Source organism: Catalinimonas alkaloidigena (genome assembly GCF_900100765.1).
Taxonomy (GTDB): Bacteria; Bacteroidota; Bacteroidia; order Cytophagales; family Flexibacteraceae; genus Mooreia; species Mooreia alkaloidigena.
This window is the reverse complement of the sequence record NZ_FNFO01000022.1, coordinates 17,181-28,963: the sequence shown is the minus strand read 5'-3', so window position 1 is coordinate 28,963 and position 11,783 is coordinate 17,181. Positions and strand designations below refer to the sequence as shown.

At 57.2% G+C, this 11,783-nt stretch carries 9 protein-coding genes; all 9 read right to left on the bottom strand.

Going from position 1 to position 11,783, the window contains the following annotated elements:
* The coding region (locus BLR44_RS29485; RefSeq protein WP_410493148.1) for a recombinase family protein at window positions 1–191 on the bottom strand (191 nt) is incomplete at its 3' end.
* Complete coding sequence (locus BLR44_RS29480; protein ID WP_410493146.1) at window positions 139–306, bottom strand: recombinase family protein; 168 nt, start codon at window positions 304–306, stop codon at window positions 139–141. The genes BLR44_RS29485 and BLR44_RS29480, both read right to left, overlap by 53 nt.
* Window positions 307–676: 370 nt before the next feature.
* Window positions 677–1,468 carry a cation efflux transmembrane domain-containing protein gene (locus BLR44_RS28110; RefSeq protein WP_089688784.1) on the bottom strand — a complete coding sequence of 264 codons (792 nt, stop codon included), beginning with the start codon at window positions 1,466–1,468 and terminating at the stop codon, window positions 677–679.
* Window positions 1,461–1,853: a DUF3703 domain-containing protein gene (locus BLR44_RS28105; RefSeq protein WP_089688783.1), complete on the bottom strand. Its 393-nt coding sequence runs from the start codon at window positions 1,851–1,853 to the stop codon at window positions 1,461–1,463. The genes BLR44_RS28110 and BLR44_RS28105 overlap by 8 nt, the downstream gene beginning before the upstream one ends.
* A 50-nt stretch (window positions 1,854–1,903) precedes the next feature.
* Window positions 1,904–4,453, bottom strand: coding sequence for a heavy metal translocating P-type ATPase (locus BLR44_RS28100; protein WP_089688781.1), 2,550 nt, complete (start codon window positions 4,451–4,453; stop codon window positions 1,904–1,906).
* Between the two features lie 16 nt (window positions 4,454–4,469).
* Window positions 4,470–5,330: a cation diffusion facilitator family transporter gene (locus BLR44_RS28095; protein ID WP_089688779.1), complete on the bottom strand. Its 861-nt coding sequence runs from the start codon at window positions 5,328–5,330 to the stop codon at window positions 4,470–4,472.
* Between the two features lie 19 nt (window positions 5,331–5,349).
* A complete protein-coding gene (locus BLR44_RS28090; protein ID WP_089688777.1) occupies window positions 5,350–6,075 on the bottom strand; it encodes a ZIP family metal transporter in 726 nt (241 codons plus the stop codon).
* Between the two features lie 3 nt (window positions 6,076–6,078).
* Window positions 6,079–7,308, bottom strand: a complete 1,230-nt coding sequence (locus BLR44_RS28085; RefSeq protein ID WP_089688775.1) for an efflux RND transporter periplasmic adaptor subunit — start codon at window positions 7,306–7,308, stop codon at window positions 6,079–6,081.
* 42 nt (window positions 7,309–7,350) lie between these two features.
* Window positions 7,351–11,730: a CusA/CzcA family heavy metal efflux RND transporter gene (locus BLR44_RS28080; protein WP_089688773.1), complete on the bottom strand. Its 4,380-nt coding sequence runs from the start codon at window positions 11,728–11,730 to the stop codon at window positions 7,351–7,353.
* Between the last annotated feature and the right edge of the window lie 53 nt (window positions 11,731–11,783).

Here is an 11,783-nt window from a genome sequence, read left to right as displayed (position 1 = left end):
TTACCGGTGGAAGTGGACGTATCGATGTTCTCCTGCAAACTCTTCAGCGCAATGCCTTCCCCTTCCAGATAGGTCATCCACTCAATTAGATTGCGGAGTGAACGGCCAAGCCTGTCTAGTCGCCAGATTACGAGGGTATCACCCTGTCCGCAATAGGTCTTTAAGCTGTTGCAGGCCCGGTCGATGCGCAAGTGCACCACTCATCTGATCAGTAATGATTTTCTGACACCCTGCTCTTTGCAAGGCATCCCGCTGCAAGTCGAGGTGCTGGTCAACTGTAGAAACACGTGCGTAACCGATGAGCATGGCTCGTAAGATTCTGCCTGATAATAAGTTACGAATAAAAGCCCAGAATACCCTCCTTTTCTTGACTCTACCCTCTTATCATCCAACTAGCGAATTTTCCGAATTTTCGGAACCAGTTCGGTCCAATAACCCTGTTCACAATTCAACGTCCACAAAACTCCCTCTACACTTGTCTTTTCAGACTCTCTATGTACCCTAGCGGCAATACCACCGAAAGCAAGCCTGTTGCAACCAAATCTCATGTTCAATCAGAATGATGGGCTACGAATGAGTGCTAGTGCGATAAGATAAGAGTTGTCCTCCGGTTCTAAACGAACCCATTGAGGCGCTCACTTAAGAGAACTTACACTTCGCGTGCCCAAAGCCGCTGTTAGTTCGCTATTTTTATTATCTGTACGGCCCCCCGCATGACAAAGCCAAAGACGAGTGCACCAACAAAAAGGTCAGGCCACCTACTATCCAGTAGGTAGACGAACACCCCCGCCAAAATCACGCCCCCGTTCACAATCAAATCGTTGCTGGTAAAAATCCAACTGGCTTGCATATGAACTTCCTTACGTTTGGCTTTTTGGATCAGCCATAGGGAAACAAGGTTGCCCGCCAAAGCCAGTAGGGAGATAATAATCATCCACTGGAACAGCGGCGTTTCGCCTTGGGTAAAAAATCTGCGTAATACTTCCGAAAACCCAAGCAGGGCCAAGCCCATCTGAAAATAACCACTGATCTTGGCTACCTTTTTCTTGCGAGAGATAGCCGCTCCTACCGCAAAAAGACTTAGACCATAAACGATGGAATCTGCCAGCATATCCAGCGAGTCGGCTATCAGGCCCATAGACCTCGAAATCCACCCGGTGGTCATTTCGGCTACAAAAAACCCGAAATTAATGCCTAGCACCCACCATAATATCTTCCGTTGATGGGCATCATCCCCCTTCATGGGCAATTCGGCATCCGTCGTGCCTTCCAGTTGATCATTGAGGTTTAGCTCCTTGATAGCTTTATGTATAGATTGTACTTCCTGTTGATGGAACACTTCCAGCCTGCGTGCCGGAATGTCAAACTCCAGATGCTTTACCTGACTGAGAGGTTCCAATTTCATGCGGATCAGTTGCTCCTCAGCGGGACAGTCCATTTTGCTTATTTTAAATGTGCTTTTATTCATGAAATGGTGTATTCGGATGAATACCAGCACTTTTAAATATGGTTCTTAACCCCCCTTCTATTTTCATGGGCTTAAGGGGCGGCACATTAGCTCCTCCTGTGTTTCCCACCGGAATCTTTCCCACAAACGACTTAACACCTCCAATGAGTAAGCGCGGAATTTGACCAACTATCTCCTTAGCATTCTTTATGTGAATACCGAAAAGCAGCATTTTCCAATGCACGAAGCTGTGATGCCACGGATATGCCTGGCCAAGTATATGCGCCCGCTCCAAATGGTTCCAGGCACCCGTCAGGTCTCCTACTTTAAATTTCCTGCCATATTCATTCAGCTCTAGTTTAAAATAAGGCTTAAGCTTTTTGGGCATGGTGGTGTTTAACTTCATATCAATCTAATTTATATTTGAAAAGGCTTTTTATCAATTTGATCCAAAGGTTAATTATCGTATTGCTTATAAGCCAGCAATCGTAAAGCATTAAAAACGACCACCAACGTGGAACCCTCGTGAATCAGCACCGCAATGCCAATAGTGGCGAAGCCAAAGATGGTTGCTGGAATAAGCAAAGCCACTACTCCCAAACTTATCCACAGGTTTTGTTTGATAATTCCCTTTGACTTCCTACTTAGCCCAATAGCAAAGGGTAATGTTTCCAACTTGTCAGCCATCAGAGCAATATCGGCTGTTTCCAGGGCTACATCACTGCCCGCTGCTCCCATCGCAATGCCTACTGTACTGTTGGCCATGGCTGGGGCATCATTTACACCATCACCCACCATGGCTACTTTGGATTCTTTCTCTTTTAACTCTTTAATTGCCTCTACTTTTTCTTCCGGCAGCAAACTTCCCCAAGCATCCGTAAGGCCAATTTCTTTCGCTACTGCATCGGCCACTTTCTGATTGTCTCCGGTCAGCATGATCATGCGTTTGATCCCGATCTTTTTCAACCGCTCCAGGGTATTTTTTGCTTCCGCTCGTGGGGTATCCATCAAAGCGATGATACCGAGGTAGCTGTCATTTTGCCGGATCAGCATGGTAGTATTCCCTTCTGACTCCAACGACTTCACTTTTTCTTCCATGTCATGAGAAGGCTTGTTATCATCCAAAGACTCAAACAAGTCCAGATTACCTATGTACACCTTATCGCCATTCAACGTGGCTTTGATACCTTTTCCAAGTACGGCCTCCAGGTCTTTGGCCTGGGGTATATTAGCATCTTTCAGTCGCTCTTTCCCATCGCGCACCACGGCTTTAGCCAATGGATGGTCGCTGAGATTTTCTACAGCAATGGCGGTTTTCAGCAGCTCTTCTTCGCCCACTTCACCCAGGGCGATCACTCTGGTAAGTTTCGGCTTGCCTTCCGTTAGCGTACCGGTTTTGTCAAACGCCAGGGCCGTGAGCACCCCTAGGTCTTCCAGTGGCCGGCCACCTTTAATGAGCACACCACTTTTGGCCGCCCGGGCTACTCCACTCAGCACCGCACTGGGGGTGGAAATCGCCAAAGCACACGGACTGGCTGCGACCAGCACGGCCATCGCCCGGTAAAAGCTTTCGCTAAAAGTTTCATCAACGACCAAGAAGGCAAGATTCAAAAGCACGACCAAAGTCAGTACCGAAGGCACAAAATATTTCTCAAACTTATCGGTGAAGCGTTGGGTGGGCGATTTCTGGGTTTGCGCTTCGTTGACCAGCTTTACCAGCCGAGAAAGTGTAGAATCGTTCGCCTCCTTGATCACCTTTATTTCCAGCGTGTTGTTGCCATTTATGGTACCGGAAAACACCCGGTTTTCGTTTTTGATCTCACTTTCCTGTGACCAGTCTTTATCGGGATCCTCCACCGGTTGTTTGTCCACCGGTACACTCTCTCCAGTAATGGGAGCCTGGTTGACACTACTTTGACCACCTACCACCACGCCATCCGCTGAGATTTTACTATGGGGCTTTACCACGATGATATCTCCAAGCCTCAAATGCTCAATGCCTACCTCTTCTGTTTTGCCGTTCTTTTTGAGTAAGGCGGTTTTGGGGGCCAGCTCCGCCAGGGCAGCAATGGACTTGCGCGCTTTGTTCAGGGCATAATGCTCCAGGGCATGGCCCAGACTAAAAAGAAATAACAGCAGCGCACCTTCGGCCCACTCCCCCAGAATAGCTGCCCCGATGGCGGCCACCAACATCAGAAAATCAATCTCGAAGTGGCCTTTGGCGACCGTTTCGACGGCCTCTTTGGCCGTAAAAAAACCGCCGAAGAAATATGCCCCGAGGTAGAGTGAGAGGCTGACCCAGGCGGGAAGCCCCGCTACAAACGAAAGACCGAAGCCTACGCCCAGCATCCCGCCGCACACCAGCGAGAAGATCAGCTCGGTATTTTTTCCGAACACACCACCGTGCGCATGGGCAGGATCTTCCTCGCCCTGGTGCGTCTCCCCCGCGGGATGATCAGGCTCGGCTTCGGTCGATGGCACCGCCGAGGGCAAGGGCTGTTCCCGCGTCACGTCTAGGTCTTCGGCCGTCTTTTCCAGGTAGGTGTCCACACTGACCGCAGGATCAAGGAGTTGGAGCCCTTCGCGTGGCAGCCAGGCGTGAATTGTTTTCTCCTCCAGCGTCGCGGTTTCGTATTCCAGTCCGATCATCCCGGAGGCGGACACGTGCGCTTGCAGGATACCCTTCCTAGCTTGCAGGTTGGCTTCGATTGTACGGGCGTGACGCGTATGCCGAATGCCTGCGACTTCAAGTAAGAGGTGACCGTACTTCTCCTGAACAGACGCCCCCGTCTGCACGGCCAGGCGTTGAATGCGTTCCACGGTGATTACCTCCGGATCGTAGTGAAAACACAGCTGCGGCAGGCCATCGGTTTTTTCGTCGGTCAGGTGTACTTTTTCCAGCCCTTCCCGGCCTTGCAACCGGGACAGCAGGGTCTGAACGCACCGATCCCGCTGATCGGGGACGGCGGGTAAGACCAAAGAAAGTTTGATTTTTAGTTTTTTCATGGGGTTGTAGTAAACGTTAACGTGAAACCTCGGAGGGCGGGCTGAATTGCAACTCCACGGTCAGCACCTCGATCGGCAAGTCGGCCAGGACCTGGCGTATCCGCCGTTTCAGCACCTCGGCTGCCTGGAGCGTGGTCATTTCCTCCAGGTGGACCGTGACGGTGACCACCCATTTTTCTTTCGTCAGCGACCAGACGTGCAGCCGCTCGACGTCCTGGACTCCGGTCAGACACCGGATTTTCTGGCGCAGTTCGGGTAGGTTGACCTCTTTGGGCACTCGCTGGAGCATAATCTGTAACGCTTTGATAAGCTTCCGGAGCACAAAGACGAGTACGGTGAGGTTGATGACGATGGCCAGAAGGGGGTCCAGCCTGGGGATCTCTACAAACAGGAGCACAATACTGGCCAGAAGTACGGCTATCCAGCCCAGCGCATCTTCCAGCAGGTGAATCATCATCACCTGTTGGTTCATGGAGTTGCCCGATTTTAGCTTCCAGACGCCGAGGCCGTTTAAGGCAATCCCCACGACGGAAATGCCCAGCATCCAGTACACGTCCGGCATCTGGGGGTTGAGGAGCCGGCGAATCGATTCATAGACGATGTAGATAGAGCCCAACAGCAAGGTCACCGCGTTGATCATGGCCCCTAGTAGAGAGAAGCGAGCGTAGCCGTACGAGTAGCGGTCATTGCTTCCCTGCTTCGACTTTTCCTCAAAGTACCAGCCCGCCCCCAGTGAGAAACTGTCGGCCAAGTCGTGCAGCGAGTCAGCCAGGATGGCAATGCTGCCCGAGAGAATGCCTCCGGCGAGTTCCAGCACCGTGAAGGCGAGGTTAAGAAAAAAGGCGGTGCGGGTCGCGTGGTCTTTTTTTTCTTTCATGGTAGTAGTGCGCAAGCGGTCAGGTCTGCATGCCCAAGAGTAGAAACAAGAGGAAACCCGCAAAAAAGGCGGTGGTGAGCAGCAAGGTGTCCTCTTTTTCGTGTGCCTCCGTCAACAGCTCTTCGGTCACCAGAAACAACAGGGCGGCCAGTCCGAACGAGAGGATAATTTCGTGCGGCTGATCCGGCAAGTCCTCCAACAGCCAGGCGCCGAGCCCTGCGCTTACCAGCAGCACGCCAGCCAATCCCAGCGACGTCAGCACCTGGCTCCGCCGGACCACCCCCGCCTTCCGCAACGAGGCGCCGGTGGCCAGCCCCAGCGAAAGGATTTCGATAGAGAGCGCTACAGCCAGCAACGCTCCGGTTTCCGCGCCCGACGAAAACCCGATGCCCATCAACAGGCCATCCACCACTAAATCGACACCCACCACCCACAGCAGCCCGGTCGGGAGCGCGCCTGGGCCGGTGGCCCTTGCGGCGTCCCCAGGCTTGGTCCCGCGCCGAATCAGCAGCATCGTCACGATGCCGAGGCCAAAGCCGATCACCACCGACCACGGGTCGTGACGCGAGGTGATGTCGGGCAGCAGCTCCACGCCCACCACCGAAAAGATCACCCCCGCGGCAAAGTGAAGGATCGCACTGCGCATCCACCGGCTGGGCTGCACATACGCCGTCAGGATTCCCCCCACCGCCATCGTCGCAGCCGCCAGCAGGGCGTAGGGGAGCGTCTGTAGCAGGGCCTCCATGGCTTAGTGCCCGTGGCCTTCTTCTTCACCGTTTTCCATCAGGGAGAGGAGCGCGTAGGCCCCCTGCACCACGATGGATTCCGTGGCAGCATCCATCCGGTCGGGCAGTTCCACTTGTACATAGTCTCCTTCCGACACCCCGGTCTGGATGGGGATCCGTTCAAAATCGTATACCTGCTGCCCCCCCTCCTGGCGTCGGCCGCGTTGCACAAAGACATACGCTTGCTCGGCCGTTGTCACCACTGCCCCCTGCGGCAAGACCGGCACCGAATCGGTCCCCATCTCGATACGGGCCTGCAGGTACATGCCCGGCAGCAGAGCACTATCTTCTTTGTCCAGATGACCGTGGACGCGGGCCGATCGGTCTTCGCCGATCGCTTTGCCCACCAGGTAGACGGTGGCCGTCCGCTCCCGCTGGTCTTCGTTGGGCAGGGTAAAACGAATCTTTTGTCCTGGTCGAATCCGGGAGAGGTCCCGTTCAAAAACCGTGAGTTCGGCGTGGAGGTGATCGGTATCAGCGATTTCAAACAGCACGTCGGTCGGATTGACCCAGGTGCCCACGTTCACGTGTACCTCGGTCACGTATCCATTGATGGGCGAATAGAGCGGCGCCATGCGGGAGATCTTTCCCGGCGTCAGACGCTCGGCCCGAATGCCGATCAGGGCCAGCTTTTCGGCCAGGGCTTCGACCCGGATCTGGGTCCGTTCGTAGTCCTGCGTCGTTTGCTGGAACAGCTTGGCCGAACTCACATTCTGTTGCCGCAGTTCGCGCTGCCGCTCGTATTCCAGGGTGAGGTACGTTAGCTGGCTTTTGCTTTCCAAATAGTCCTGTTGCAGGGTGATGAACTCAGGATTTTCCAGCGTGGCCAGCACCTGTCCTTTGCGCACGCGCATGCCCTGCAAGAGCTCGGTACGCTTGACAAAACCACCCAGCGGCGCCGAAAGGCTTACCAGGTTTTCGGGCGGCACATCCACCATCCCCGTCACCGGCAGGGTCTGACTCATGACACGCCGTTGGAGGCCGCCCAAATGAATGCCGGCGTGTTGGTACTGTGCTGCGCTGACTTCCACCCGCGCCGTTTCCGGCGGAGAGGCAGTGTTTTCTTCGACGGGTGAGGCGGACGGCGGATCGCCCGCGGGAGCGGAGGGCTGACACCCCCCCAGGAGGAGCCCCGGGAGGAGCCCCAGAAGGGAAAATCCGAGGTAACATGAGGTGATAACAGGATAACGCATAGGGCTAGTTCTTAATAAGAAGGGGATACAGGGGGGCTTGGCTTACCGAGCGCCGCCCAAAAATTCTAAGTAGATGATAGATTCGTTGTACTGACGCAGCAGCGCCAGATAATCGATCTGCATGGCCAGCGCCCGCTCCAGTGCCTGCACAAATTCTACGTAGCCAATGGCCCCGGTCTGGAAGCTGAGCTGGGCATTCTCCAGGATCAGGCGGGCCTGGGGCAAGGCATTTTCCTCGTAATAGGACAGGCTGGACCGGAACTTAGCAAACTGTTGCAGGGCCTGCCGGTAGTCCCCGGTCAGGGTCTGGCGCGCATAAGCCTGCTGATCACGGGCCACTTGCTGCTGCAAAGCCGCGGCCTTCACCTCCGCCTGGTAGGGCCCCCACCACAGGGGCAGGGCCAATCCTACCTGAACCCCGGTGAAGCGGTCCCAGGGACCATAATAGCGTCCGCTGCCGTCGCCGGGCTCAAAGCCGATCAGTGACTGGCTAAAATAACCTAAGGTCAGCTCGGGCCAGCGCTGCGCCCGTTGCAGTTGCTCTTCCCGACGCGCCACGTCCACCTGCTGATTGAAGTACGCCAGGGTGGGGTTGCTTGCCAGCCGCGTGGTGTCCCACGCCGGGTCGGGCGTCAGGCGCGAAAGGGTGTCGGCGGTGATGTAGACGGGGGCTTCCTCGTGCAGCAGTACCTGCAGCCGGCTGCGGGCGATCACCAGGTCGGCCTGGTGCTGGGTCAGGCGCGTGCGCAGCTGGGCGGCCTCCGACTCGGCCGTGGCTTGCTCCAATAGGTTGGTCTCTCCCGTCCGGTAGCGCACGCGTGCCGCTCGGACAAATGCCTGCAGGAGGCTGTCCTGATAGGCAAGCAATTGCCCACGGGATTGTTCGTAGGCCAGCTGGTTGTAGGCTTCCTTCACCTGGCGGATCAACTCATTTTCGGTAACGGCTTGCGCGTACTGGCTTGCTTCCACCTGCGCACCGGCTAGGGCCGCACGACTTGACCACACGGTAGGAAACGGAAACCGTTGGGACACTTGCAGGTTGTTGTCCCGCGCCAGGCTGTTGTACTGACCGTACTGTAAGCTGATCTCGGTTTTGGGCAGGGCCGTGGCGGTGCGCTGAAGGGCTTGCTGTCGGGCCACCTCTCCGGCGCGGATGCGCACCTGTCCGTTTTGCGCCAAGGCCGTGGCAATGGCTTCTTCCCGCGTGTAGGGTCCGGCCGCCCTTTCCTGAGCCTGACTGGTGGTGGGCCACAGGGAGAGTCCAAGGCCTACCAGCAGCCACACGCCCACCGCGGGCCCCGCCTTCACCCGCCCCCAGCCCCGCTCGAAGTAGACATACAGCACCGGCAGCACCAGTAAGGTCAGCAGCGTAGCCGACACCAGACCGCCGATCACCACCGTGGCCAGGGGTCGCTGCACTTCCGCACCCGCCGAGCTGGAGAGGGCCATGGGCAGAAAGCCCAGCGAGGCGACCGAGGCGGTCATCAGCACGGGGCGCAGCCGCACCCGCGTGCCGGCGCGCACGCGCTCCAACAGGTCGGTGACGCCCTCGTCGCGCAGGTGGTTGAACTCCCCGATCAGCACAATGCCGTTGAGTACCGCCACGCCGAAGAGCGCAATAAACCCGATGCCGGCCGAGATGCTGAAGGGCATGCCCCGCCCCCACAAGGCCAGGATGCCGCCAATGGCCGAAAGCGGAATCGCCGTAAAGATGAGCAGCGATTGTGCCACGGAGCCAAACGTAAAGTAGAGAAGTAAAAAGATCAGGACTAGGGCGACAGGTACAGCCACCGAGAGCCGCTGGCGGGCCTCGACCAGGTTTTCGAATTGTCCTCCGTAAGTCACAAAGTAGCCGGCCGGAAAGTCGATCTGCGCGCTCACCCGCCGCTGAAGCTCATCGACTACACTCTCCACGTCGCGTCCCCGCACGTTGAAGGCCACCAGGATGCGCCGCCGCGTGTCGTCGCGCTGGATCTGGTAGGGACCGGGCCGGAACGCGACATCGGCGACCTGCGCCAGGGGAATCTGGTCCCCGTCGGGGGTGGCCACAAACAGGTTCTCTACGTTCTCGATGCCCTGCCGGGCGGCCTCCTGCAGTCGGACCACCAGCCCAAAACGGCGGTCGCCTTCGTAGACCGTTCCCGCCTCGGCCCCGGCAAAGGCCGCCTGCACGGTCCGGTTCACCGTCGCCACGTCCAGTCCGTATTTGGCCAGCTGCTCGCGTCGGTAGTCCACCACCACCTGGGGCAGCCCGGTCACCTGTTCGACGTAGAGATCGGCTGCGCCTTCTACCTGCTGTACCAAACGACCGACCTTCTGCGCTTGCCGGGAGAGCTCCTCCAGATCGTCCCCGTAGATTTTGACCACCACATCCTGTTTGGCCCCCGTCATCAGTTCGTTAAACCGCATTTGGATAGGCTGTTGAAAACTAAACGTGACGCCCGGTACCGCTTCCAACGCTTCGTTCATCTGCCCGGCCAGTTCCTCTTGAGAGGCCGCACGGGTCCAGGTGGCTTTGTCTTTCAGGAGGACCATCAGATCAATGGCTTCGATGGGCATGGGATCCGTAGGAATCTCACTGGAGCCAATTTTGCCTACCACCTCCTCGACTTCGTCCGGAAACTCCTCCAGCAACACTGCGGCCGCCTGTTGGGACGCCTCGATCGTCTGCGAGAGCGAGCTGCCCGTCAGCACCCGCGTCTCCACGGCAAAGTCGCCTTCGTCTAGCGTGGGTATGAACTCTCCTCCCAGGCCGCTGAACACCCACAGGCTCCCCCCCAACAGGCCCACCGCTGCGGCCACCACAACGCCTTTGCGCCGCAGCGCCCAGGCCAGTACCGGGTCGTAGCCACGCTGCAAGCCGTCCATCATCCGGTCGGAGAAGTTGCGGCGGTGATAGGTTTTACGGCTGAGCAGCAGGGCCGAGAGCATCGGTACGTAGGTTAGAGAGAGAAGAAACGCCCCCAGGATGGCAAAGGAGACCGTCTGGGCCATGGGACGAAACATTTTGCCTTCGACGCCGACCAGCGCCAGGATCGGTAGATAGACGATGAGGATGATGATTTCGCCAAAAGCGGCCGAACTGCGGATGCGGGAGGCTGCTGTGTACACCTCTTGATCCATTTGCCCACGGGTGAGCTTTTGTCGGCCCGTCAGGCTCGTGATACGGTGCACCACGCTTTCGACGATGATGACCGTGCCGTCTACGATCAGACCAAAGTCGATCGCGCCTAGGCTCATCAGGTTGGCCGAAACGCCGAACAGGTTCATCAGGCCCAGGGCAAACAACAGGGCCAGCGGAATGACGGAAGCCACGACCAGGCCGGCGCGCCAGTTCCCCAAAAACAGCACCAGCACGAAAATGACGATCAAGGCTCCTTCCGTCAGGTTCTTCGTGACCGTGCCCACCGCCCGGTTGATCAGCGCGGTGCGGTCCAGAAACGGCTCGATCACCACCCCCTCCGGCAGGCTCTCCTGCAAGGTAGCCACCCGGTCTTTCACCGCTCGGATGACCTGCGCAGAGTTGGCTCCTTTGAGCATCAGCACGATGCCCCCCACTACTTCGCCGTCGGTGTTGCGCGTCATGGCCCCGTAGCGGACCGCGTGGCCGAAGCGCACCTGTCCCACGTCCTGCAGGAGCAGCGGCGTGCCGTTGGGAAGGCGCTTGACGACAATGCGACGGATGTCCTCCAGGCTTTCAACCAATCCCTCGGTGCGAATAAAATACGCCCGGGGCTTTTTGTCGATGTAGGCGCCCCCGGTGTTCTGATTGTTTTTCTCCAGGGCAGCAAACAGGTCCTGCAACGTCAGGTTCAGGCTGCGCAGCCGAGCGGGGTCTACCGCAATTTCGTACTGTTTTAAATAACCCCCGAAGCTGCTCACGTCCGCCACGCCCGGCGTGCCCAGCAGGCCACGGCGTACGATCCAATCCTGCAAGGTGCGTAGCTCCATGGCCGTATACTGCGCTTCATAGCCGGGTTGGGGCCGCAGCAGGTATTGGTAGATCTCACCCAGTCCGGTGGAGATGGGAGCTAGGGCGGGTCGACTGACCCCGGCGGGGATCTGGGCGGCCGCCTCGGCCAGCCGCTCGCTGACCTGCTGGCGGGCCCAGTAGATGTCGACGCCTTCTTCGAAGACGATCGTGACCACCGAGAGCCCAAAACGGGAAAACGAACGAATCTCTTCCACGTCCGGAATCGTGGCCATGGTCAGCTCCACCGGAAAGGTGATGAGCTGTTCCACTTCCTGGGCGGCCAAGGAGGGACTGGGCGTAATGACCTGAACTTGGTTATTGGTGATGTCGGGCACCGCGTCCACGGGTAGCTGCGTCACCGAGTAGAGGCCCCAGGCCACCAAACCTAGGGTAAAGAGGCCAATGATTAATTTATGGTGAATGGAAAAGTGAATGAGTCGATCGAGCATCGCTGAAAAAAGGGTAGGTAAAACCACACGGAGCACTCCGTCCCACGGGCGGG

Excerpts from the sequence above, each read along its gene's own strand:
- BLR44_RS29480 (WP_410493146.1), bottom strand. The coding sequence starts at position 306 with ATGCTCATCGGTTACGCACGTGTTTCTACAGTTGACCAGCACCTCGAC.
- BLR44_RS28110 (WP_089688784.1), bottom strand. The coding sequence starts at position 1,468 with ATGAATAAAAGCACATTTAAAATAAGCAAAATGGACTGTCCCGCTGAG.
- BLR44_RS28105 (WP_089688783.1), bottom strand. The coding sequence starts at position 1,853 with ATGAAGTTAAACACCACCATGCCCAAAAAGCTTAAGCCTTATTTTAAA.
- BLR44_RS28100 (WP_089688781.1), bottom strand. The coding sequence starts at position 4,453 with ATGAAAAAACTAAAAATCAAACTTTCTTTGGTCTTACCCGCCGTCCCC.
- BLR44_RS28095 (WP_089688779.1), bottom strand. The coding sequence starts at position 5,330 with ATGAAAGAAAAAAAAGACCACGCGACCCGCACCGCCTTTTTTCTTAAC.
- BLR44_RS28090 (WP_089688777.1), bottom strand. The coding sequence starts at position 6,075 with ATGGAGGCCCTGCTACAGACGCTCCCCTACGCCCTGCTGGCGGCTGCG.
- BLR44_RS28085 (WP_089688775.1), bottom strand. The coding sequence starts at position 7,308 with ATGCGTTATCCTGTTATCACCTCATGTTACCTCGGATTTTCCCTTCTG.
- BLR44_RS28080 (WP_089688773.1), bottom strand. The coding sequence starts at position 11,730 with ATGCTCGATCGACTCATTCACTTTTCCATTCACCATAAATTAATCATT.